Below are 24,091 nucleotides of genomic sequence, written 5' to 3' on the forward strand. Positions count from 1 at the left end.
TTTCTTTTGCAATCGTTTGCAAAACCCTCGGATTTTATATATCTTGTTCTACACAAAACCATGCTACCATATAAAAACTGCTGAATGAAAAACCGTTGACCGTTAAACAGAAATAACACGCTTATGAAAAACATGCTTAAACCCGGGGGGGTATGGCTGTTCCTGTTGCTATGCCATAGCCTCGTCATCCACGCACAAACCACCGTTATCCAGGGAAATGTTACAGACGCCAAAGGCGGCACCCCGCTGCCGGGTGTAACCGTAGCCGTTAAGGGCACGGCTTCCGGCACCCAAACCGATGGCCAGGGACATTACCGCCTGCAGGTAAGCGATCCGCAGGGCAAGCTGGTGTTTTCCTTTATCGGCTATGCCTCGCAGGAAGTGGCCATTAACGGGCGTACTACTATTGACGTCCAGTTAGGCGAAGACCTGAAAAAACTGGACGAAGTAGTGGTGGTGGGGTATGGCGCCCAGAAAAGAAAGGACGTGACCGGCTCCATCGCCTCCATCAATTCCAAAGCTATACAGGAAGTGTCCGTTACCAACCCGCAACAGGCGCTGCAGGGCCGCGTGGCGGGCATCGATGTGCTGATCAACAGTAACAAGCCGGGCGACGAGCCGCGGGTACGCGTGCGCGGCAACCGTTCCATTACGGCCGGCAACGATCCGCTGTACGTGGTAGACGGTATCCCATATGCCGGCAACATGAATGATATCAGCCCGGCAGACATTGCTTCCATGGATGTATTGAAAGACGCTTCCGCCACCGCCATCTACGGCTCCCGCGGCGCCAACGGCGTGATACTCATCACCACCCGCCGCGGCAGGCCGGGCAAAACGCAGGTGACCTACAACGCGGATTACGGCATTATCAATACCCTGGGCAAAACGGATATGATGAATGCCAGCCAGTACATTGAAATGCGGCGGGAAGCTAACCGCGCCATCGGGGATTATGATGACAGCAACCCCGATGCTTCCGATGCAGCGATCTTCAACGCTACCGAATATGCCAATGTAAAAAGAGGGGTGAACACCGACTGGCAGGACCTGATGCTCTCTACCGGCTGGCAAACCTCCCATAACCTGGGCATATCCGGCGGCAATGAAAAGACCAAATATGCGGTAAGCCTCGGCTACTACAAGCAGCAGGGCGTGTTTGAGCTGCAAAGCTTTGAGCGTTACAACCTGCATGTGAACCTGGACCAGCAGGTGAGCAAACGCATCCGGGCCGGCGTGTCGTTACTCGGCTCCTACAGCAAGCGCAGGGGGGAAACCTACAATGGCATGAGCGCCGCCCTTAAAATGCTGCCCATTGCGGCCCCCTACGACTCCAGCGGCAAGCTGATCACCCTGCCCACCGGCGACAGCCAGCAGCCCAATGCCCTGCTGGACTACGAGGATGATAACCGCGTGGAGGACAGGACCCGCTTCCGCCTCTTTACCAGCCTGTATGGGGAGGTAGACCTGGCGGAAGGATTGAAGTACCGGCTGAATGTAGGTCCCGATATCCAGCAGAACAATTACGGCCTGTTCCAGGGCAGGAACAACACGGACCGCCTTATAGGCGGCGGCGAAGCTACCGCCCAGAAGAACGGGTATACCGTGCTTGCCTATACGGTGGAAAACCTGCTTACTTACAACCGGGTATTCAGCCAGCGGCATAACCTGGGCATTACCGCCCTGTACAGCGTGCAGCGCCAGCGCGAAGACTCCGCCAATGCCAGCGTGCGCGGCATACCGGTGGAAAACCAGCAGTGGTACAACCTGGACGATGCAGGGAATGTGACCGCCATCGGCAGCCAGTTGGGCACCTGGACCATCCTCTCCTACATGGGCCGCGTAAACTATGGCTTTGACGACCGCTACCTGGTGACCCTCACCCTGCGCGCGGACGGCTCCTCCCGTTTTGCGCCCGGCAAAAAATGGGGTTACTTCCCTTCCGTGGCGCTGGCCTGGAATATGACCGGCGAGGAATTCATGAAGCCCGTTACCTGGCTGAATAATCTGAAAATGCGCCTGAGCTGGGGTAAAATAGGCAACACCGGCATACCGCCCTACGCTACACAGGGCGGGCTGGGACGCAGCCCCTACTCCTTTAACAACAAAGGCGTGCTGGGCTACCAGCCTACCTTGCTGCGCAATCCCAACCTGACCTGGGAAACCACCACCTCCTATAACCTGGGGATAGACTTCAGCCTGTTCAGGGGACGCCTGAGCGGCAGCGCGGACATTTACCGGCAAAAGACCACGGACCTGCTGCTGCAACGCCTGCTGCCCATCAGCAACGGCTTTAACAGCGTGCTGGAAAACGTAGGCGCCACGGAGAATAAAGGTGTGGAGCTGGCCCTGTCCGGCGTGATCATCGACAATCCCAACGGCTTTAACTGGAGTGCGGATGTCAACTTCTTCATCAACCGGGAAAAGATACTTTCCCTGGGCAATGGCGGCAGGGACGATCCGGGTAACGGCTGGTTCATCGGCGAGCCCATTACCGTATACTATGATTATGAAAAGATCGGTATCTGGCAAACCGAGGAGGAAGCCCAGGTATACCAGCAGCACCAGGGTGAGATCCGCCTGCGGGACGTAAACAACGACAAGCGCATAGATGCCAGCGACCGCGTGATACTGGGCTCCCAGCAACCCGACTGGTCCGGCGGCATGACCCAGCGCTTCTCCTGGAAAGGCATCGATCTTTCCATTGTGGCCTTTGCCCGCGTAGGCAATATGATCAAAAGCGATTTTTACCAGAACTACAATACGCTGTTTGGCCGTTACAACAACCTGGACGTGGACTACTGGACACCGTCCAATCCTACCAATGCTTTCCCGCGGCCCAACCGCAACCAGGAGCGGCCCAACAACTACACCACGCTCAGCTATTTTGACGGCTCCTTCTTCAAGATCCGCAACATCGGCCTGGGCTACGCCCTGCCGGCCAGCCTGATGAAACGCTGGAACATGGAAGCATTGCGTGTAAGCGTAAACGTGAAGCAGCCGCTCATCATAGCGCCTTACCGCCAGGATTACAAAGGCATTGACCCGGAAGATGTAAATACTATCAGTGTGGATGCACCAGCTACCTGGATGCTGCAGTTCGGGATCAACGCCACTTTCTAACCACCTTTAAAATTGTACGTTATGACCAGGAATATATGCCGGATGATGATTGTGCTGCTGGCCTTTACCGCCGCCGGTTGCAACAAGATGCTCGATGAAGACGTAGTATCCAATGTAAATGACGATTTCTATAATACCACCGGGGGCTTTACGGCCGCCGTAAACGGCTCCTATGTAGCCATGCGCAGCTTTTACAGCACGGAGCGCGGCATGTCGCTCACCGTGTTTGGTACGGACACCTATACCAACGGCTCCGATGGTAACTTTAAGTTTGCCAACCAGTACACCTCGCAACTGGATGCCCGCTACTCCCACCTGCAGGAGCTGTGGGACGCTACCTACCAGGCCATCAATACCTGCAACGTGGTGGTGGACCGGGCCGACGCCATAGAGGGGCTGGATTCCACCGTGAAACGCAGCGGCGTGGGGGAAGCCCGCTTCTGCCGTGCGCATTACCATTTTATGCTGATGCAGTTGTTTGGCGCCATTCCCCTGCAACTGCACGAGAACACGGAAATTGTAACGGAAGCCCACCGCGATTCCATACCCGCCATCTACGATGCCATCATTGCAGACCTGGTGTACGCAGCGGAAAACCTGCCGGTAGCAGCTACGGAATGGGGCCGCGCCACCAAACCTGCCGCAGAGCATTTGCTGGCCAGGGTATACCTTACCCGCGCCTCTTCTTCCGCGGCACAGTCAACGGACTATGACAATGCCGCCCTGTACGCGCAGCGGGTGATCAATGATTACAGCTTTTCATTGCTACCCGATGTAGGTGACGTATGGGCGCAGGGCAACGAGGATAACGCGGAAACGGTATGGGCGGCGCAGTATACCAGCGATCCGCTGTATAATTCCGATGACAACAACGCCTGCCGTTTTTTCCTGATGCAGTACGACATACTGCCCGGCATGAAGCGCGACCTCGCCAACGGCACGCCCTGGAAGCGTTTCCGGCCCACCCGCTTCCTGCTGGATACCCTGTATGCGGAGCGCGTACATGATACCCGGTATGAAAAGTTCTTCACCACCGTATGGTTTGTCAACAATCCTTCCGGGGCGCTGCAAAGCGGGGATACGTCCGTATGGATGCCCGGCTACAACGTCCCGGATGCAGAGATCAACAGCAAGCCTTACCTGCTGGTACCGCCCCGCAATTATACGCAGGTGCTGTATCCCTCGCTGAACAAGTTTGCCGATGCGCTGCGGCCGGATAACCAGGCTTCCGGCGTACGCCCCTTCATTGCGTTCCGCCTGGCGGAAGATTACCTGGTAGCAGCCGAAGCGCTGATGATGAAAGGGGATAATGCCACGGCGGCCAGCTTCATCAACGCACTGCGCGTGCGCGCCGCCCGGCAGGGCGCTACCCAGGAAGAGACCACCGCGCACCAGGAAGCGATGAAAATAACACCCGGGCAACTGAACATTGACTTTATACTGGACGAAAGGGGGCGCGAGCTGGTAGGCGAGCAGCTCCGCTGGTTTGACCTGAAACGCACCGGCAAGCTGCTGGAAAGGGTAAAGGCCCATAACCCCGACGGAGGGGCCAACATACTGCCCAAGCACCGCCTGCGGCCCATTCCGCAAAGCCAGTTGGACCGCGTAAGCAACCCTGCCGAATTTCCCCAGAATGAAGGATACTGACCTGATGTGCTCTTGTGCTGATGATGGCATCGCGTAAAACACGCGGCCATCGTCAGCACATTTGCTTACCTGCACGTTCCCCCTTTCCCCCATCCTCCCCTGTTAATTATTAATTGTTAATTACTTGCAAACGATTGCAGAATCTTGAAAATAATCTTAACTTGTAGTAACGGTTAACCGACAACTCGTTAACAATTTTAATCCACTGTTATGAAAAACAAGCTCTCCTATGGGGGCCTGTGGCTTTATTTGCTCTGCCACAGCCTGACCCTCTATGCACAATCCACTATACAGGGAAAAGTTACAGACGCTAAAGACGGCGCCCCCCTGCCCGGCGTGACCGTGTCTGTTAAAGGTAAAGCCCTGGGAACGCAAACCAACATGAAGGGCGAGTACCAACTGAAAGTACCCGGCGGGCAAAATACCCTGGTATTCTCTTTCATCGGTTATCTCTCACAGGAACAGGCAATAGATAACCGGTCTACCATCAACATCGTCCTGCAGGAAGACCTCAAAAAGCTGGATGAAGTGGTGGTAGTAGGTTATGGACAACAAAAGCGCCGGGATGTGACCGGCTCCATCGTCTCTATCGGCGAGGCCAAGATAAAACAGTCGCCGGTGCTGAGCGCGGCGCAGGCATTACAGGGGCGCGCACCCGGCGTGTACGCGGCGCAGAGCAGTAACCGTCCCGGGGCGGATGCGCGCATACAGATCCGCGGCCGCCGCTCTTTCAACGCTTCCAGCGACCCGCTGTACGTGATAGACGGCATTCCCATTTACGTGGGCATCAGCGAGCTGAATCCCAACGATATTGCCTCCATGGAAGTGCTGAAAGATGCTTCCGCTACCGCCATCTACGGCTCCCGTGGCGCCAACGGCGTGATCCTGATCACCACCAAGCGTGGTAAGGCCGGCAAGGTCACCGTAGATTACAATGGCTACACCGGCGTACAGGAGCCGCTGAAGCTGATGGAGACCTTTGACGGACCGGGCTACGCCGAGTATCGCCGGGAAGCCTTCCGCAACACGCGGAACAACCAGTATCCATCCGACGTACCGGACAAAGCGCTGGATGAGCAGCTCTTTAAACAGGATGCCACCGTGCTGCAAAATGTGCTGAACGCCTATGACGCCAACGGTAACTATGATCCGTCAAAGATCCATAGTACGGACTGGGGCGACCTGGTGCTGCGCACCGGTTTTATACAGAACCACCAGGTAAGTGTAACGGCCGGCAATGATAAAACCAAGGTGCTGTTCTCCGCCTCCTATTACCAGAACAAGGGCATTATCAAAAACCAGGACTATACCCGCTGGAGCCTGCGCCTGAACGTGGACCAGCAGATCACCGACGCGATCCGCATCGGCATGTCCTCCGTTTTTTCTTCCTTTATACAGAATTATGGCTCTGACCTGTACAGTGCTACTTACGGCATTAACCCGCTGTCGGCCCCCTATGATTCCAGCGGGAAGCTGATCTTCCAGCCAGGTAACGACGCCCAGATCTATAATCCCCTGTTTGATGTGAACGGCATGGTGGATGAGCGCCGCAAGTTCCGCTTCCTGGGCAGCTTCTTCGGGGAAGTGCAACTGGCAAAAGGGCTGAAATACCGCATCAACTTCGGCCCGGATTACGGCCCTTACCGGCAGGGAGAGTTCCGCTCCGCTATGACCACGGACCGCAAGGGCGGTACCGCCTGGGCCAGGATCTACAACGATTCCCGCTTTGCCTACACCCTGGAGAACCTGCTGTTCTACAACAAGGATCTCAAAAACCACTCCCTGGGCGTCACCCTGCTGCAAAGTATACAGGAGGAGCGGTTTGAAAGCTCGGAGGAAAAAGCCTTCGACCTGCCGTATGAAAGCCAGGGATTTTATAACATCGGCACTGCTGTAACCATTGATGGCATCGCCAGCAACTACAAGCGCCAGCGCCTCGCCTCCTTCATGGGACGCATCAATTACAGCTACAAGGATAAGTATCTCCTGACATTATCTACCCGCGCGGACGGGTCCTCTGTACTGGCCAGCGACAATAAATTTGACTTCTTCCCTTCCGCTGCGCTGGCCTGGCGGGTAAAACAGGAGCCTTTCATGCAAAGCGCCGGATTCTTTGACGATCTTAAGCTACGTTTAGGCTATGGCGTTACCGGTAACTCCTCCGTAGATCCATATGAAACGCTGGGCTCCCTCACCAAAACCTCCTATGCCTGGGACGACGTACCGGCCTACGGCTTCCGCCCGGATAAGATACCCAACCCCCTGCTGCACTGGGAAAGAACGGCGCAGTACAACGTGGGGCTGGACTTCACCCTGTTGAAAGGACGTATAGCCGGCACCGTAGATGCCTACCTGCAGCGCACCTCCAACCTTATCATGGACCGGCAGTTGCCCACCGCATCCGGCTTCCCCAACATACAGTACAACGTGGGCGAGACCAGCAACCGCGGCCTGGAAGTAAGCCTCAACACCCTGAACGTGGACACCAAAAGCGGCTTCCGCTGGACCACGGACTGGATGTTCTACACCAACCGCGAGCGCATTGAGCGCCTCTATGGCGGTAAAAAGGATGATATCGGCAATAAATGGTTTATCGGCCAGCCTATCGGCGTTATTTTCGATTACCGGATGGATGGTATCTGGCAGAACACCCCGGAAGACCTGGCGCTGATGGAAGAGTATAACAAGAACGGCTCCAACTTTGCCCCCGGCAAAATACGCCTCGGTAATGTATATGACCCGAAAGAGCACAAGATCACGGCGGACGACCGCGCCATACTGGGCTATACCACGCCCCGCTGGATCGGCAGCCTTACCAACACTTTTTCCTATAAAGGCCTGGAGCTGATGGTGTTCATCTACACCCAGCAGAAGTATCTCATCCGTACAGACAAGCGCCTGGCCCTGGCCGGCCGGTATAACCATATGGCCATTGATTACTGGACGCCCACCAATACGGATGGCAAGTACCCGCGCCCGTCTGCCGATGTGGAGAACGTGGAGTTCCAGGACCTGCTGTATTACGAGGACGGCTCTTTTGTAAAAGTGAAAACCGCCACCCTGGGCTATAACCTGCCCCAGGGACTGCTGAACCGGCTGGGCGTGCGGAGCATGAAAGTATACGTGAGCGCGGAAAACCCATTCATGTTCACCAAAGCAGATTCCATGGACCCGGAAGTGCTGAACGACAGCAGCAGCGACCGTAACTTCCGCACCTCCCCGGTATCCACGCCCACGCCGCGCTCTTTCCTGTTCGGACTCAATGTTGGTTTCTAACTGTATACTATAAACGAAAATGTTATGCAAAGAATTTGCCTTTATATATGCTGCCTGGCCCTGCTCCTTTCCTCCTGTAAAAAATACCTGGATGAAAAGCTGATATCAGGCGTTTCCTATGATTACTATGATACCGAGGATGGTATTGAAGATGCCGTGAACTCCGCCTATGCGGAGCTGCGTTATCCACTGGGCCGGGAACATGGCTTTGCCCTCAGTGAATACGGCACCGATGAATTTACAGAAGGCGCCGACGGCTCCCAGAAGGCCACCTTTAACCAGTACAACACCACGCTGAACGCCAACAGCGGCTGGCTGCATGATATATGGACCAGCTACTACCGCGGTGTCAGCATCACGAACCTGTGCATCAGCCGCATTCCGGCGATCAATGGCGTAAACTTCTACACCAACGATGCCAACCGCAACATGCGCCTGGGCGAAATGCGCTTCATCCGCGCTTATTGCTATTTCATGCTGGTGCAAACCTGGGGCAGGGTGCCGCTGCTGCTGGAAGAGAACATCGGCGTGCAAACAGACTTCAAACGGGCGGAAGTGTCGCAGGTATATGACGCTATTATCAGCGACCTGCGCTTTGCCGTAGACCACCTGCCCGCCACCCAGGGCGACTATGGCCGTGCCACCAGAGGCGCCGCGCGGCACCTGCTGGCCAAAGTATACCTTACCCGGGGCAGCGCCGTTACCGACCAGCGCGGGCAAAAAGCCACGGACATGGACAGCGTGATCTATTACGGCGACCAGGTGATCAGCTCCGGTAACTATGCCCTGGTAGAGAACTATGCCCGCCTGTGGGACATGAACAACCAAAAGAACAGTGAAGTGGTGTTTGCTATCCAGTTCAGCAAAAACCTGCTGATCAACGGGGACGGCAACCGGCTACACCTGTACTTTGGTATGGAATACGACATATTACCCGGCATGCAGCGGGACGTGGCCAACGGCCGCCCCTTCAAGCGCCTGCGCCCTACGGATTTCCTGATGGATGCCTATGACCGGAAGAACGACAGCCGTTTTTACAAGAGCTTTAAATGGGCTTACCTGTGCAACAACGAGGCCAACCGTCCCAAATGGGATGCCTCCAACGCACCTGATCCCTCCCTGGTAGGCAAACCAAAGTTCAACCTGGGCGATACTGCCGTATATGTATCCATGGACCGCCTGCCGGACAATGATCCGCAACGGGCCCAAACGCCCTACCTGTGGATATCCCGCACCCAGTTCAATCCCAAATGGTATCCCACGCTCATTAAGTTCCTGGACCCCGAGCGGCCCGACAAAACAGAGGAGCGCGGCTCCCGGGATTTCTTCCTGATGCGGCTGGCGGAAACCTACCTGATGGTGGCGGAAGCCTACGGGCGCAAGGGCGATTTTACCAAAGCGGCGGAATATATCAACATCGTGCGGAAGCGCGCCGCCTATCATGAAGGGGAGGTAAAACCAGCCCAGTACTACCTGGTGGAAGGCGGCGACCCGGCCGACCTGACCAAAAGCACCGAGCCGCTGATCATGGTGACACCGACAGACATCAGCAACGATTTTGTGAACTTTATGCTCACGGAGCGTATGCTGGAGCTGCATGGCGAATGCATGCGCTGGCACGACCTGGTGCGCACGGAAAAGCTGGTAGAGCGGGTTAAGGAGCATAACCGGGAGGCCGCCAACATCCGCGATTTTCACAAACTGCGGCCCATTCCCCAGGCGCATATAGAGCGGCTGGGCAACCCGGGGCCGAAAGAGGAGGAACAGAATCCGGGATATTATTAGTAACTTCTGCCTCCTAAAACTCCAAATTTATGGCGCGGAAAAAGATCCTCTTTCTCACAGGCGATTTTGCTGAAGATTATGAAACAATGGTGCCCTTCCAGATGCTGCAGATGGTAGGACACGAGGTCCATGCGGTATGTCCCGGCAAGGCGGCCGGCGACAAGGTGATCACCGCTATTCACGATTTTGAGGGCGACCAGACCTACAGTGAAAAACGGGGGCATTATTTTGTGCTGAACGCTTCCTTTGCCGATGTGAAGCCGGCGGACTATGACGCCCTGGCCATTGCAGGCGGCCGCGCGCCGGAATACCTGCGCCTGGACAGGAAGGTGATAGAGCTGGTACAGCACTTTTTCTCAGCCGGCAAACCGGTGGCGGCCGTCTGCCATGCCATCCAGATACTGACGGCGGCGGACGTGGTGCGCGGCAAAAAGCTGACCGCCTACCCGGCGGTAGGCCCGGAAGTGACCCAGGCCGGCGGGCACTACGAGCATGTAAACATAGACGAAGCCGTAACAGACGGGCTGCTGGTAACGGCCCCCGCCTGGCCCGCCCACCCGCAGTGGATAGCCGCCTTCCTGAAGGTGCTGGGCACCCGTATTGAACCCTGAATAATTAATAATGAATAGTTAATAATTAATAATCGTAGCACAAGTGTTCCGTCTGGCCCCTGTGTTACGATTATTAATTCTTAATTATTAATTATTAATTACCTTTGCAGCCAAATTGAAAACTTAGTACTTAATTATGTCTGGACAGCTTAAAGAAGTTCGTAACCGTATAAAATCAGTACAATCCAGCCAGCAGATCACCAAGGCCATGAAAATGGTAAGCGCCGCCAAGCTGAGGCGTGCACAGGACGCCATCCTGCTGATGCGCCCCTATGCCCTGAAGCTCCAGGAAATGTTGCAGAACATTGTTTCCAACACCGAAGGCGACATTGAAATGGCCCTGGCGGCAGAAAGGCCGGTGGAAAAAGTACTGATCGTGGTGATCACTTCAGACCGCGGGCTGTGCGGCGCCTATAACTCCAACCTTATTAAGCTGGCCAAGCAACGTATCCGCGAAAAATACGCCGAGCAGTATGCCAAGGGCCAGGTAGAGCTTATGCCGATCGGTAAGAAAGGCTACGAGCACTTTGTCAAGAACGGCTACAAACTCAATGACCAGTACTGGCATCTCTTTGCCGACCTGAATTTTGAGCACGTAAAACAGGCTGCCGCCATAGCGCTGAACGGTTTTATCAACGGCGATTATGATGCCGTGGAGATCGTGTACAGCCATTTCCGGAATGCCGCCACCCAGGTTTATACCGCGGAGCCGTTCCTGCCCATCGCCAAGGTGGAGAACGCGGACGGTCAGCAGCAGATCAAGGCCGACTACATCTTTGAACCGGAAAAGGAAGCCCTGATAGCCGAGCTGATGCCCAAAATACTGAACACACAGTTCTTCAAGGCCGTACTGGACGCCCACGCCTCTGAGCATGGCGCCCGTATGACCGCCATGGACAAGGCTTCTGAAAACGCCAACGAACTGCTGCGCAACCTGAAGCTGTCCTACAACCGCGCCCGCCAGGCCGCCATTACCACGGAACTGACGGAGATCGTGAGCGGCGCCGCCGCCCTGGAAGGATAAGCGTTTCACTGCTTATTCACAATAAATCAACAGCGGAAAATTTAGATTTCTTCATACGCGTCAAAGACTGTAACTTTCGGTCTTTGACGCTTTTTTTATACCGTAATTATGGAAATCTCCCAGATCATACCGCACGTAGAAGCATTAATATTTGCCGCTGACCGGCCCTTGCCGGTACTGGAAATTGTGGAGCTGCTCAATAATGCGCTGGCCTTCCTGGAAGACCGTGCTACGCTGGATCAGGTAGAGACAGCCATAGAGGCCATCCGCGAGAAATATGCCTCGGAATTCTATGCATTTGAGGTAAGGGAAAGCGGGGGCGGTTACCAGTTCCTCACCAAAAAGGACTATTACCAGACCGTGGCCCAGTTGAACGGCGAGAAGTTCCTGAAACGCCTCTCTACCGCCGCCCTGGAAACACTGGCCATTATTGCCTATAAACAGCCCATTTCCAAAGGGGAAATAGAGCATATCCGGGGCGTTAGCTCCGACTACTCCATCCAGAAGCTGCTGGAAAAAGAACTGATCATCATATCCGGCCGCAGCGAGGAACTGCCCGGCAAGCCCCTGCTGTATGCCACCTCCAAAGCATTCATGGATTACTTTGGCCTGAACTCGCCCGCGGACCTGCCCAAGCTCAGGGAAGTGTTTGACGAGGAAGCTATACAGCCCACCCTCATTACCGACGAGGCTTTTCATTCCAATAACGGCAACGGCCTGGTAGTATCAGAGAACGGCGAGCTGCTGAACCATTTCATTCCCACCGTGACCATTACGGAAGAAACGGAGGCCCCTGCAGAAGAAACAGAAACGGAACCTGGTATTGATACGCCCCCGGAAGATGAAAGCGAAGGCGCCGCTGCCGAAACACCGGAAGAAACAGTATCCGGGGAAACGGCAGAAGAGGTAAGCGGCGAAATGCCCGAAGATGATATGCCGGAGGCTGCCACAACTACCGAAGCCGCCGATCCCGACGCTATTATACCCGGCGAGGAGGAAGAGGAAGAAGAGGAGGATGAACTGGAAGAAATGGAGGAATATAATGGGGAGGATGAAGATGAGGATGAGGATGACGATGAAGAGGAGGACGAGGACTTTGAAGAAGGCGAAGATGATGAAGAAGATGATGATGAGAAGGAGGAGGAGGACGGCGATGATGATGACGACCTTGAGGATGATGAGGATGATGAGGACGACGAAGACTTTGAAGAAGATGATGAGGACGATGACGAGGAGGAGGACGAAGAGAATGAGGACGATAAAGAGAAAGACTAAAAAATATCCCGCTTAGGCAGATACCTTCTTCCCTCCCATTGACTAAAGTTGTGCTACCACTCCCGCAAATATCCCGCTCAACTTTTCATCCGCCTTACCCGCCACGGCGATGATCTCCTCAATGGAAACCGGCTGCAGGTGGTCAGGATCGCATTCATCCGTGATCACGGAAACGGCGGCGCAGGGTAACTGTAACTGGTTGGCCACTATTACCTCCGGCACGGTGCTCATACCCACCATATCCGCCCCTATCATACGCAGGAAACGGTATTCCGCCCTTGTTTCCAGGTTAGGCCCCATCACGGATACATACACCCCGGTTTTCAGCATATAGCCTTTATCAGCAGCTACCTGCTGCAGCAATGCCCCCAGCCGCTTGTTATAGGGGCAGCTCATATCCGGGAAACGCGGGCCATAAGCCGCTGCATTCAGTCCGCGCAGCGGGCTCTCCGGCTGCAGGTTAATATGATCCTCCAGCAGCACCAGGTCGCCTTTTTTAAAGCCGGGATTCATACCGCCGGCAGCATTGCTCAGCAGCAGGGATTGTATGCCCAGCGCCTTCATTACCCGGATGGGGAAAGTGATCTGCTGCATCGTATAGCCTTCATAGTAATGAAAACGCCCCTGCATGGCAATGACCGGCACGGTGCCGATATGCCCGTAAATAAGATGGCCCTTGTGAAACTCTACCGTAGCTTCCGGGAAATGGGGTATTTCCTGGTAAGGAATGCTTTTTTCCACCTGTATATGCTGTACCAGCTCTCCCAGGCCGGTACCCAGCACAATGCCCACTTTGGCGTGATGATAGCCGGACTGCTGCAGGTAGGCAGCAGTAGTATTGATCTGTTGCAAGAGTGTATCCATGAGATAAAAGAATGTAAAATGCAAAATACTAAATGTAAAATGTAAAAGTTGGAAACAAGCGTTTCAAACTGCATTATTGCCTCGATGATACATAGCTACCAACTTTTACATTTTACATTTGAAATTTCTCATTTTACATTCCTCAATACCCGTCATTCTGTCCCAGGCCGGGATTCAACTGCAGCTCATTTTCCGGGATAGGATACAGCGCTTTATTGGGCGTATAACTTTTCTTTGACAGCGTATCGTTGCCCATTACCTGGTCCAGCAACTGCCAGCGGATCAGGTCATAACGGCGGTTGTACTCAAAGGCCAGCTCGTGGGTGCGCTCCTTGCGTACGGAGTCCCGGAACTGGGCCTGTGTAAGGCCGCCGAGCGCGGGCAGGCCGGCACGGTCCCTTACACGGTTAATGGCCGTATAGGCGTTGGCGGGACCATTGGCCTCATTCTCCGCCTCCGCATAGATCAGCAGCACATCGGCAAAACGTATCACCGGTACATTCAGGTTGGTACGCCGGTTATTATCCTGGAAATTGGCGCGGCCGGCATCTATCCACTTCCCGAGATAAGGCTGGCCGGCGCTGAAAGCCGGGTAGTCTTTCCCGTCCATACTGGTAAGAAAAGTAGCAGCCTTGCGCTTGTCCGTGTCGGGAAACTCGTCCATAAAGCTTTTGGAGGTGGTCCAGTAGTTCCAGCCGGATTCCTTGCCCACATTGCCCGGCCGTGATTGTACGGACATTACGGATACGCCGGTACCGGAGGTATAATACTGGATGGCATAAATGCTTTCCCGGTTGTTGTTATTGGCCACTTTCCACAGGTCGCCAAAATCGGCCAGCAGCTCATACCGTCCGCCGTCTATCACCATTTTGGCGTAGCTGGCAGCGGCCGCCCATTTGGTGTTGTCCCGGAGCGGCGCACCGGCCATGGTCAGGTATACCTGGGCCAGCAGGGCCCTGGCGGCATCCTGGTCCGGACGGCCGGGCAGGCCCCCCGGCCAGGCGGCAGGCAGGCTGTCACTGGCGTATTGCAGGTCCGCTGCTATCAGGTCATACACTTCATTTATTTCAGCGCGCGCCAGGTTGGCTGCCGGTTCCGGGTCGGTTACAGGCTCCGTCAGCAACGGCAGCTTGCCGTAGTTGCGCACCAGGTTGAAATAGGCCAGGGCGCGGATAAAGCGGCCGGCGCCTACGTACCAGCGCTTTTTCTCGTCGGACAACTGACCGGCGACCGGCACTTTCCGGATCATGGTATTGGCGCCGTCAATAATGTCGTAGCTGGCGTTCCACAGGTTCACCACGTATTCGTTATTAGGCTGCCAGGTATAGGCGTCAAAGTCATACCGGCTGCCGGAAGTGGCCGTGGAATTTACCAGCTCCCCGCTTACTTCCGCCAGGAAATAGTACGCACGGTCGTAATAGCTTTGGCTTCTGAATTTGCCCAGGGTGCCTGCCAGCAGCAGCTCGGCGTCGTTCTCCGTTTGGGGGAAATTGTCGGGCGTCAGGAAGTCAAAGTCCTCCGTTCTTTCCTCCAGGAACTTGCTGCAGGCTGTGGCAGCCAGCAGGGCAAGCGCCACTATCAGATATTTACATGCATTTCTCATGATCATTACTTTTTAGAAGGTTACATTCAATCCTACCGTATAGGAACGGGTAGCGGGGTAGCTGCCCAGGTCATAGCCCCATAACAGGTTCCTGTTCTGTTGGGAGGAATCATCACTGCGGGAGTTCACCTCCGGGTCATAGCCGGTATACTTTGTAAAGGTGAGCAGGTTCTGCGCACTACCGTATATCCGTACCTGTTGTATACCCCATCGGGTGGTGATGACGGCCGGCAGCGTATAGCCCAGCATCAGGTTCTTCAGGCGCAGGTAAGAGCCATCCTCTATGTAGCGGCTGCTCATATCGCCGGTGCCCTGGTCCAGCGCCTGGATGGTGTTGCTGGTGCCTTCGCCGTGCCAGTAATCCAGCACCTTGCGCAGGGAGTTCTCTTCGTTACCGGAGCGCTCCAGCTTGAACAGGTTCAGGTTCAGGATATCATTGCCATAGGAGCCCTGGAAGAAAATGCTCAGGTCAAAGTTCCGGTAGGAAAAATCATTGGAGAAGCCATAGGTGAAATCCGGCATGGCGGAGCCTATGATGGTACGGTCATCCGGTGTGATCTCCCCATCGTTGTTCACGTCCCTGAACTTTACGGTGCCCGGCTGGGCATTGGGGGCGGGCAGGTCCGCTACTTCCTTGGCATTCTGGTAAATGCCGTCAAACACATAACCGTAAAACTCCCCGATCTCATGGCCGATGCGCAGCACGCCGGTGCGGCTGAAACCACTGCCCAGCGCACCGGCGGAACCATTCAGGTAGATCTCTTCCAGGTCGCCCAGCTCCAGCACCTTGTTCTTATTGGCGCTGAAGTTAAGGTTGGTGCTCCAGGTAAATGCGCCGGTAAGGTTGCGGGTATTGATCTCAAACTCCCATCCCCGGTTCTGCATTTTACCGATGTTGCTCATAATGCTGGTATAGCCGGTATAAGCGGCCACGGGCTTGCTGTACAGCAGGTTGAAGGTGGTTTTCTGGTAATAATCTACGGAGGCGCTGATCCGGTCCTTCAGGATGCTGAGGTCCATACCGGCATCCAGTTGCCGGGTGGTTTCCCAGGTAAGGTTGGGATTGGCCATGGCATTATTGCTGGCGCCTACCAGTTCCGTATTGCCGTAAGCGTAGGCATTGGCGCCCAGCGTAATGCGGGCCAGCGACTGGTAGCGGGAAATGGCCTGGCTGCCGGATTCCCCATAGCTCACGCGCAGCTTCAGGTTATTGACAAAACCGCTGTGCCGGAGAAACTCCTCTTCGCTCACGCGCCAGGCCAGGGCGGCGGAGGGGAAAAAGGCCCACTTGTTGTTCTTCGCAAATTTGGAAGCGCCGTCTGCACGGCCGGAGAGCGTAAGCAGGTACCGGTCCTTAAAGGCATAGTTGATCCTGCCCAGGAAAGAGGCCAGCGTATTGCGACCGTGCCCGGAGCTGATCAGCGCATTGCTGGCCGCGCTCAGGTCGTTGTACTGCAGCACTTCCGTGGTGAGCTTGCGGCCGGTAGCGTCAAAGCTGTAGCCTTCCTCCGCTTCCGCGGTAAAGCCGCCCAGCACTGTAAAACGGTGATCGCTGAACGTTTTATCATAGGTGAGCGTGTTCTCGATGATCCAGTGGTTATACTTGCTGGTGGCCGCTTCCGCCATACCGGTGTTCAGCGCTTCCATCAGCTTGCCGGAAGTGAAGAACTTGTTCAGGTTATCCTCGTAATCGTAGGAAAAGCTGGTGCGGAAATTCAGGTCACGGGCCACCTCGTAGTTGGCAAACAGGCTGCTCACCAGGCGGGTAGTATTATAGCGGCGCTCCCGTTCGTAGATCTGGGCCACCGGGTTTTCCAACTGGCTGCCGGCATTGCGCATGCGGTTGTATTCGCCTTCGGCATCGTATACCGGCAGGGTAGGATCAAAGCGGGTGGCGTTCTGGATAATATCGCCCCCCTCGGAGCCGCCGGCCCGGTTCTCAGAAGCGCGGTTCTCGCCGCTCTTCACTACGTACAGGTTCAGCCCTACCCGCAGCCGGCTGTTGATTTCATGGTCCAGGTTGAGGCGCAGGGAGGCCCGGGTAAAATCGGAGCGTTTGATAATGCCGCGCTGCTTCATGTAGCCGGCAGACAGCATGAAGCGCGTTTTCTCGCTGCCCCCGGAGATGGACAGCTCATGGCTCATTTGCTGCCCCGATTGGTACACCTCGTCCTGCCAGTCGGTGTTCACGGCAGGGTCAATGGTGCTCAGCTCGGACTCCAGGGCCGGGGCACGGGCATCGCCGGTGCTTTTATAAAGGTCCAGCAGGGCGTGGCGCATCTGCAGGTACTCGCCGGCATTCAGCAGATCCAGCTTGTTGGCCACCTGCTGCCAACTGGTATAGGTGTTGTAGCTCACTTTTGTTTTGCCGGCCTTGCCGCGCCTGGTGGTGATCATGATCACCCCATTGGCGCCGCGGGAGCCATAGATGGCGGTAGCGGAGGCATCTTTCAGCACGTCCATGGAAGCAATGTCATTTGGATTGATGTCCTGGAAACTGGCGCCTATCACGCCGTCTATCACCACCAGCGGGTCGTTGCTGCCGTTGATGGAATTGCTGCCGCGGATATTCACCCGTACAGAGCCGCCGGGACGGCCGCTGTTATTCATGACCTGTACGCCGGGCAGCTTGCCCTGCAACATCTGGTCCGCGCGGGTAACGGGCAGCTTGTTCAGCTCTGCCCCGCTTACGGAGGTAACAGCGCCGGTCACATCCTTTCTTTTCTGCTGTCCGTAGCCCACCACCACCACTTCCTCCAGCTTGCGCTCATCTTCTTCCAGGCTGACGCTAATGCCCCCGGTGCGGCCATTGAGCGGCTCCTGGCGGCTGAGGTAACCGATATAGGTAAATACCAGCGTGCCATCAGGGTCCGGCACCTGCAGCCGGAACGCTCCCCGGGCATCGGTTTGCGTACCGATATTCCTGCCGGCGACGGCCACGGTCACTCCTACCAGCGGCGCCCCGTCCCTGGCGGCGGCAACAGTGCCTTTGACGGTAGTAAGGGATTGGGCATGAACAAGGAAAGTTGGCGTGAGCAGGCAAAGCAGCAGCCACCTGATCTTGGTTGAGAACAGTTTGTTCATAACGGATAATATTTAAATGTTAACTGATGCTGGTTGAAAGACTTGTGATCTTGTTTGTAATCCTGTTTTTGATGACGTGTTCTTGTTTTCCTGACGTGGATCTACCCCCTTTACGCAAACGTTTGCGTATTTATGCAAGGTAAAGCTAGTAATTTTTTCATATAATGCAATCGTTTGCATTAATATTTTCAGGGACTTTTTCCGTTCATCACATTTTTCATGCAATCGGTTGTGTAATTTGTATCCATTTTATAATTTGGAAGCGTTTTAAGCCCGTCCGCTATGGACCGCATAACCGGGATAGAACTGCGAAGGCGCTGTTAAAGGCGCCGCCTGCTAAATCAGATAAATACACGTAATGAAAAAGATACTTATTCTATGCAGCAGTGTATTGCTGCTACATGGCGTTACAAGCGCCGCCGGCCCCGGCGAAAAAAAGGGACAGTGGCAATCACTTTTTAACGGCAAGGACCTGAAAGGGTGGAAACAATTGGGAGGTACAGCAAAATACAGTGCGCAAAACAACGAGATTGTAGGCACTACGGTTTTAGAAACCCCCAACTCTTTCCTGGCTACCGAAAAAGAATATGGCAATTTTATACTGGAGCTGGAGTTCAGGCTGGACAAAGCATTCAACTCCGGCATACAGTTCCGGAGCCAAAGCCGGCCCGACTACCAGAACGGCCGCGTATTTGGTTACCAGATGGAAATAGACCCGTCTGACCGGCGCTGGAGCGGCGGCATATACGAGGAAGGCCGGCGCGGCTGGCAGTACCCGATGGAGCTGAATCCCGGCGCACAGCACGCCTTTAAAAAGGAAGGCTGGAACAAATACCGCATTGAATGCCGGGGCGCGGAGATCCGCACCTGGGTAAACGGGGTGCCTGCCGCCCACCTGGTGGATACGGCCCTGCCCAAAGGCTTCATTGCCCTGCAGGTGCACAGCATCGGCAGGAAAACGGAAGACGCGGGCAAGAACATCCGCTGGCGGAATATCCGCATCATTGAGGACCCGGCAGCTTCCCAGTATTCACCGTACGACGGCATTTACGTGGTGAACAACGTGCCCAACAACCTGTCTGAACAGCAGGAAAAGAACGGGTTCGCCCTGCTGTGGGACGGCCGGACCAGCAAAGGCTGGCGGGGCGCTTTCAAGGAAAAGTTCCCCGAAGGCGGCTGGACCATGAATGACGGCACGCTCACCATTCACCAGTCCAACGGCGATGAAATGGGCTCCGGCGGGGACATCGTTACCGAGAAGGAATACGGCGCCTTTGAGCTGGAATTTGAGTTTAAGCTTTCGGACGGTGCCAACAGCGGCGTGAAGTATTTTGTGAAGGAAGATTACGAAACAGGGGGCAAATCGGCCATCGGGCTGGAGTACCAGGTGCTGGACGATGAAAAGCACCCGGACGCCAAACTGGGCCGTGATGGCAACCGTACCCTGGCCTCCTTATATGACCTGATGCACCGCAAACAGATAAAACAAGCGTTGAAACCGATTGGAGAATGGAATAAAGGCCGTATTATTGTGATGCGAAATAACCATGTGGAACATTGGCTGAACGGTTTTAAAGTACTGGAGTATGAACGCGGATCGCAGGCCTTCAAGGACCTGGTAGCCATCAGCAAATATAAAAAATGGAAAAACTTCGGATTGTGGCCGGAAGGGCACATCCTTTTGCAGGATCACGGTAACACGGTATCGTTCCGCAGCCTGCGTATAAAAACGATGTAAGAAATAAGAAGTAGGAAGTAAGAAGCAGAACATCGTATTTCCTGTTTATTAAAGAGTTTTCATTGTTCACTGTTCTATATAAAACATTCCGATTCTTCGGAGTGTTTTTTTATTTTTAGAGAAACCACACCAATGACTATACCAAGATCTTCCTGCCTGCTCCTGGCCGGGGCACTGGCTTTCAGCGCCTGTAACACCGGCACGGAGCAGCAAAGCAGCACCGCCGCTGCCGACTCCCTGCATCATATTGTGCACCGCTATTATGACGACAAGATGCAGCTCTTTCCCATAGACGCTACCTTTAACGGGGAGCACCAGTATGACGGGCTGCTGCACATTGATATCAGCGAAGGTTTCCGCCAGCGACTGGACAGCTTTGCCGGCCGCTACCTGCAGCAACTGCAGGGTGTGGACACATCGGGACTGTCATCCAACGACCGTATCAGCTACGAGATGTTGCTGCGGGAACTGAATATGACCCGGGAAAGCCTGCAGTTCCATGACCACCTGATGCCGATACACCAGTTCTGGGGACTTACGCTTACCCTGCCCCAACTGGGCTCCGGCACCAGCGCCCAACCCTTTAAGACAAAAGAAGATTATGAAAAGTTCATGCAGCGCATGAAAACTTTTGCCGAATGGGCGGATACCGCCATTGCCAATATGCGCAAAGGCATGGCCACCGGTTATGTGCTGCCTGAAGCACTGGTGGTGAAAGTGATCCCGCAGTTGCGGGACCTTGCCAGCAACGATACCGGCAACGTTTTTTTCGGCCCACTGAAAACCCTGCCGGCAGGAACAGACACTGCCTTTGCCAGCGCCTACCGCCATACTATTACGGCATATGTTTTCCCGGCCTATGCAAAGCTGCAGCGTTTCCTGCAGGAAGAGTACCTGCCCAAAGCCCGCAGCAGCAGCGGTATTGCAGGCGTACCGGACGGCAAGGCCTATTACAATTACCTGATCCGCTACTGGACCACTACCAACAAAACCCCGGATGAGATATTTGATACCGGCCAGAAAGAAGTGGCCCGCATACGGGGCGAAATGGAGCAGATAAAGAACAGCACCGGTTTTAAGGGAGACCTGGCGGCCTTCTTCCAGTTTGTGCGCAGCGACCCGCAGTTCAGAATATTCAAAACGCCGGCCCAGGTGCTGGATTCTTTCCGGGCCATTGAGCACAAGATCATGCCCGGCGTAAAGCAGATGTACGCCCTCCTGCCCAAAACAAGCTTCGAGGTAAGGCAGACGGAGGCTTTCCGGGCCGCCTCCGCCAGCGCGGAATATATGCAGGGCAGCGCAGACGGATCGCGCCCGGGCGTATTTTACGTGCCGATACTGGATGCGAAAAAGTTCAGCTATGTAGGCATGGAATCCCTGTTCCTGCATGAGGCCATACCGGGACACCATTTCCAGATATCGCTGCAGCAGGAGAACGATTCTCTTCCCCGGTTCCGCCGCTTTAGCTGGATAGGCGCCTACGGGGAAGGATACGCGCTTTACTGCGAAGGGCTGGGAAGGGAGCTGGGCTTGTACACCAATCCCTATATGTACTTTGGCCGCCTGAGCGACGAGATACACCGCGCCATACGCCTGGTGGTGGATGTAGGCATGCATGCCAAAGGCTGGAGCCGGGAGCAGGCCTTGCAGTACATGCTGGAAAATGAGCCCCTGTCAGAAGACGAAGCCGTGGCGGAGATAGAACGCTACATGGCTGTGCCGGCCCAGGCGCTTTCCTACAAAACCGGCGAACTGAAGATACTGGAGCTGCGCCGGAGGTATGAGCAACTGCAGGGCGGCCAGTTCAGCCTGAAAGACTTCCATGACGAGCTGCTGAAAGATGGCTGCGTGCCCCTCAGCGTGCTGGAAGAGAAAATGAAGCGCCGGTTTGAATAAAAATCCAAATCCCAACATCCAAAATCCAAATTCCAAAACAGGGCTGCCTCCGGCTAATATTAAACTTTTGTTAATAAGTTGGTGATTGCTAATATTTTGGAGTTTGGATTTTGGAATTTGGAATTTCCCCCTTCTATCAGCCCCAACATTAACATTTTTATCATTTTGCTTTGCGAAAAGATGCTTAATTTTATATAAGGGTTAGCAACATGGGAACCACGAGCGTCTGAAGCAGGATTGACCATATTCCAGGACGGTTTTTCAATTTTCAGCCAGTCATATCTTATACTATGAAACACTGACTGTTATTGTACAGTCGATCAGGCTTTTGACCTCACTACTTTTCGGCTTAATGACTATTGGTATGGGCCAATTATTTTTAACTGCTTAATCTGATGGTATCATGTTAGATCTTACTTTCAACTACTGCCTGTCATTTCCGGGCGTAACCGCCGAAGAAAAGTGGGACGAAGAAATGTGTTTCTCCGTGGGTGAGAAGTTATTCTGCTCCATGCGGGTGGACCCTCCTTACAAGCTTTCTTTCAAATGCACACGGGAACAGTTCCACAGCCTGATTGCGCGGCCCGGCATAGTGCCCATGCCTTACCTGGCGCGCTATCACTGGGTACAAATAAAACGCCCCGATACCCTGGAGTGGAGCGAGTTGCAGGCTTACATTCAACAAGCCTATGACCTGATCGTAAACATGCTGCCTCCAGAGGAACGGGACGCTATATTGAAGGCAAGGGTATAACACTACGTATATTCCACACCGTTATATTACATCTCTGCTATATCACAGGCTCCCAACCTTTTTCGTAGCTCCTGCTCCATAACGCAGCGGCATCGGCATCGTCCAGGATATGCCCGTTGGAAGGATCGCAATGCAATACGCGGCCAACGCGCTGTGCAATGTTACCAAGATGGCACAACATTACGCTGGTATGCCCTATCGCAATTTCAGCATTCAGCTTAGCCTTTCCTCTTATGCTTTCCAGGAAGTTGTTGATATGTATGGCATCCAGGAATTCCCCTGCCGGGCTTACCACGTTGGTCACGCTCTGCCCCGGGTTGCGCTCCTGCTGCTTTACTTCCTTTACCAGCTTGCCCTTGTTATCATAGACCTTGTAGCTGTCGCCGCCGGAGTTGTACAGGCTGCCTTTTTCGCCAAACAGGGTAAACCCGCGCCCGCTGCCTTCCAGCTCATACGGATGGCAACTGCGGCCTTCCCATGAAATGGATTTGCCGCCCTCGAACTCGAAATTCACCGTCTGCGTGTCCGGCGTTTCCCAGTCATCCGGGGGGTAGGCATAACGGCCGCCAAAGGAAGTGACTTTGGTAGGGAATTTTACGTCCATGAACCAGCGCATGCAGTCCAGTTCGTGGGTGGCATTGTTGCACACCTCGCCGGTGCCCCAGTGCCAGCGCCAGTGCCAGTCATAATGCACAATGTTGTCCAGGTAATCCTTACGCGGGGCCGGTCCCTGCCACAGGTCCCAGTCCAGCGTGGACGGCACGGGTATTTTTTTGCCAATACCGATGGGTTGGCGGCTGTTTACGTACCAGCCCCGGGCATAATATACTTTCCCGATAATGTCCTGCTCTTGCACCTCCTTTACGGCCTGCTGCAGGTTAGGCCAGGAACGGCGCTGGTTGCCCATTTGCACCAGGCGGTTGTGTTTGCGGGAGGAAGCCACCAGTTGCTCCCCTTCCTGCGGGTTGTGGCTGCAGGGTTTCTCCACGTACACGTGCTTGCCGGCCGCGCAGGCCATCATGCCGGCGGGGGCGTGCCAGTGGTCCGGCGCCGCTATGATCAGGGCATCCAGGTCTTTGCGCTCCAGCAGCTTGCGCACATCTTTGATCACTTCCGGCTTCCGCGTTGCGCCGGCGTCTGCTACGGCTTTTAACCCCTTCTGGATGGCGCCGTCCTCTACATCGCAGATGTAGGCGATCTCTGCGCCCGGCAGCTTGGCAGCCACCTGCGCCAGCCAGTTGCCACGGGAGTTGACGCCCATTACCCCCAGCGCTATTTTATTATTGGGCGCCTGCTGACCGAACACCGGGAAATTCAGAAAGGTAAGACCGGCTCCCACACCTGCCATGGTACCGGTTTTAAGGAAATCTCTTCTTTGCATTGGATAATATTTATTGCGTGGAGTTTTATC

The 24,091-nt window shown here is 54.8% G+C and carries 15 protein-coding genes; 10 read left to right on the forward strand and 5 right to left on the reverse strand.

Going from position 1 to position 24,091, the window contains the following annotated elements; genetic code table 11:
• Window positions 1-123: 123 nt before the first annotated feature.
• The 7 genes from LX66_RS02110 to scpB all read left to right on the forward strand — a co-directional run bounded on the left by LX66_RS02110 (window position 124) and on the right by scpB (window position 12,741).
• The gene (locus LX66_RS02110) at window positions 124-3,123 is read left to right on the forward strand and encodes a SusC/RagA family TonB-linked outer membrane protein (RefSeq protein ID WP_145710241.1); all 3,000 of its coding nucleotides are present in this window, start codon (window positions 124-126) and stop codon (window positions 3,121-3,123) included.
• A 21-nt stretch (window positions 3,124-3,144) separates the two neighbouring features.
• Complete coding sequence (locus LX66_RS02115; RefSeq protein WP_211365949.1) at window positions 3,145-4,770, forward strand: RagB/SusD family nutrient uptake outer membrane protein; 1,626 nt, start codon at window positions 3,145-3,147, stop codon at window positions 4,768-4,770.
• A 210-nt stretch (window positions 4,771-4,980) separates the two neighbouring features.
• Window positions 4,981-8,046 carry a SusC/RagA family TonB-linked outer membrane protein gene (locus LX66_RS02120; RefSeq protein WP_145710242.1) on the forward strand — a complete coding sequence of 1,022 codons (3,066 nt, stop codon included), beginning with the start codon at window positions 4,981-4,983 and terminating at the stop codon, window positions 8,044-8,046.
• Between the two features lie 24 nt (window positions 8,047-8,070).
• A complete protein-coding gene (locus tag LX66_RS02125; RefSeq protein WP_145710243.1) occupies window positions 8,071-9,831 on the forward strand; it encodes a RagB/SusD family nutrient uptake outer membrane protein in 1,761 nt (586 codons plus the stop codon).
• Between the two features lie 29 nt (window positions 9,832-9,860).
• Window positions 9,861-10,442, forward strand: coding sequence for a DJ-1/PfpI family protein (locus tag LX66_RS02130; RefSeq protein WP_145710244.1), 582 nt, complete (start codon window positions 9,861-9,863; stop codon window positions 10,440-10,442).
• A 136-nt stretch (window positions 10,443-10,578) separates the two neighbouring features.
• A complete protein-coding gene (gene atpG / locus LX66_RS02135) occupies window positions 10,579-11,466 on the forward strand; it encodes an ATP synthase F1 subunit gamma (RefSeq protein ID WP_145710245.1) in 888 nt (295 codons plus the stop codon).
• A gap of 108 nt (window positions 11,467-11,574) precedes the next feature.
• Complete coding sequence (scpB, locus tag LX66_RS02140; RefSeq protein WP_145710246.1) at window positions 11,575-12,741, forward strand: SMC-Scp complex subunit ScpB; 1,167 nt, start codon at window positions 11,575-11,577, stop codon at window positions 12,739-12,741.
• Between the two features lie 42 nt (window positions 12,742-12,783).
• Here the strand turns inward: scpB and LX66_RS02145 are convergent, their stop codons facing one another.
• The 3 genes from LX66_RS02145 to LX66_RS02155 form a co-directional block, all read right to left on the reverse strand.
• Entirely contained in the window at window positions 12,784-13,605 is an 822-nt protein-coding gene (locus tag LX66_RS02145; RefSeq protein WP_145710247.1) for a purine-nucleoside phosphorylase, read from the reverse strand.
• Window positions 13,606-13,747: 142 nt separating this feature from the next.
• Window positions 13,748-15,208, reverse strand: coding sequence for a RagB/SusD family nutrient uptake outer membrane protein (locus LX66_RS02150; protein WP_158642508.1), 1,461 nt, complete (start codon window positions 15,206-15,208; stop codon window positions 13,748-13,750).
• Window positions 15,209-15,220: 12 nt separating this feature from the next.
• Entirely contained in the window at window positions 15,221-18,292 is a 3,072-nt protein-coding gene (locus LX66_RS02155) for a SusC/RagA family TonB-linked outer membrane protein (RefSeq protein WP_145710249.1), read from the reverse strand.
• 358 nt (window positions 18,293-18,650) lie between these two features.
• Here LX66_RS02155 and LX66_RS02160 point away from each other — a divergent pair, with 358 nt between their 5' ends.
• Together LX66_RS02160 and LX66_RS02165 are read left to right on the forward strand one after the other, a co-directional pair.
• Entirely contained in the window at window positions 18,651-20,030 is a 1,380-nt protein-coding gene (locus LX66_RS02160; protein WP_145710250.1) for a 3-keto-disaccharide hydrolase, read from the forward strand.
• Window positions 20,031-20,162: 132 nt separating this feature from the next.
• A complete protein-coding gene (locus LX66_RS02165; RefSeq protein WP_145710251.1) occupies window positions 20,163-21,926 on the forward strand; it encodes a DUF885 domain-containing protein in 1,764 nt (587 codons plus the stop codon).
• A gap of 59 nt (window positions 21,927-21,985) precedes the next feature.
• Here LX66_RS02165 and LX66_RS02170 read toward each other — a convergent pair whose 3' ends face one another.
• The gene (locus LX66_RS02170; protein WP_145710252.1) at window positions 21,986-22,171 is read right to left on the reverse strand and encodes a hypothetical protein; all 186 of its coding nucleotides are present in this window, start codon (window positions 22,169-22,171) and stop codon (window positions 21,986-21,988) included.
• A gap of 158 nt (window positions 22,172-22,329) precedes the next feature.
• On the opposite strand from LX66_RS02170, the gene LX66_RS02175 reads away from it, so the two are divergent.
• Window positions 22,330-22,680: an MmcQ/YjbR family DNA-binding protein gene (locus LX66_RS02175; protein WP_145710253.1), complete on the forward strand. Its 351-nt coding sequence runs from the start codon at window positions 22,330-22,332 to the stop codon at window positions 22,678-22,680.
• Between the two features lie 37 nt (window positions 22,681-22,717).
• On the opposite strand, the gene LX66_RS02180 is transcribed toward LX66_RS02175, so the two are convergent.
• Window positions 22,718-24,061, reverse strand: coding sequence for a Gfo/Idh/MocA family protein (locus LX66_RS02180; protein WP_145710254.1), 1,344 nt, complete (start codon window positions 24,059-24,061; stop codon window positions 22,718-22,720).
• Window positions 24,062-24,091: the final 30 nt, after the last annotated feature.

The organism is Chitinophaga japonensis (assembly GCF_007830125.1).
Lineage (GTDB): Bacteria > Bacteroidota > Bacteroidia > Chitinophagales > Chitinophagaceae > Chitinophaga > Chitinophaga japonensis.

Coding starts and splice junctions, on each gene's coding strand:
- atpG (WP_145710245.1), top strand. CDS start 10,579: ATGTCTGGACAGCTTAAAGAAGTTCGTAACCGTATAAAATCAGTACAA.
- LX66_RS02175 (WP_145710253.1), top strand. CDS start 22,330: ATGTTAGATCTTACTTTCAACTACTGCCTGTCATTTCCGGGCGTAACC.
- LX66_RS02180 (WP_145710254.1), bottom strand. CDS start 24,061: ATGCAAAGAAGAGATTTCCTTAAAACCGGTACCATGGCAGGTGTGGGA.
- LX66_RS02120 (WP_145710242.1), top strand. CDS start 4,981: ATGAAAAACAAGCTCTCCTATGGGGGCCTGTGGCTTTATTTGCTCTGC.
- LX66_RS02160 (WP_145710250.1), top strand. CDS start 18,651: ATGAAAAAGATACTTATTCTATGCAGCAGTGTATTGCTGCTACATGGC.
- LX66_RS02155 (WP_145710249.1), bottom strand. CDS start 18,292: ATGAACAAACTGTTCTCAACCAAGATCAGGTGGCTGCTGCTTTGCCTG.
- LX66_RS02145 (WP_145710247.1), bottom strand. CDS start 13,605: ATGGATACACTCTTGCAACAGATCAATACTACTGCTGCCTACCTGCAG.
- LX66_RS02110 (WP_145710241.1), top strand. CDS start 124: ATGAAAAACATGCTTAAACCCGGGGGGGTATGGCTGTTCCTGTTGCTA.
- LX66_RS02115 (WP_211365949.1), top strand. CDS start 3,145: ATGACCAGGAATATATGCCGGATGATGATTGTGCTGCTGGCCTTTACC.
- LX66_RS02125 (WP_145710243.1), top strand. CDS start 8,071: ATGCAAAGAATTTGCCTTTATATATGCTGCCTGGCCCTGCTCCTTTCC.
- LX66_RS02165 (WP_145710251.1), top strand. CDS start 20,163: ATGACTATACCAAGATCTTCCTGCCTGCTCCTGGCCGGGGCACTGGCT.
- scpB (WP_145710246.1), top strand. CDS start 11,575: ATGGAAATCTCCCAGATCATACCGCACGTAGAAGCATTAATATTTGCC.
- LX66_RS02170 (WP_145710252.1), bottom strand. CDS start 22,171: ATGGTCAATCCTGCTTCAGACGCTCGTGGTTCCCATGTTGCTAACCCT.
- LX66_RS02130 (WP_145710244.1), top strand. CDS start 9,861: ATGGCGCGGAAAAAGATCCTCTTTCTCACAGGCGATTTTGCTGAAGAT.
- LX66_RS02150 (WP_158642508.1), bottom strand. CDS start 15,208: ATGAGAAATGCATGTAAATATCTGATAGTGGCGCTTGCCCTGCTGGCT.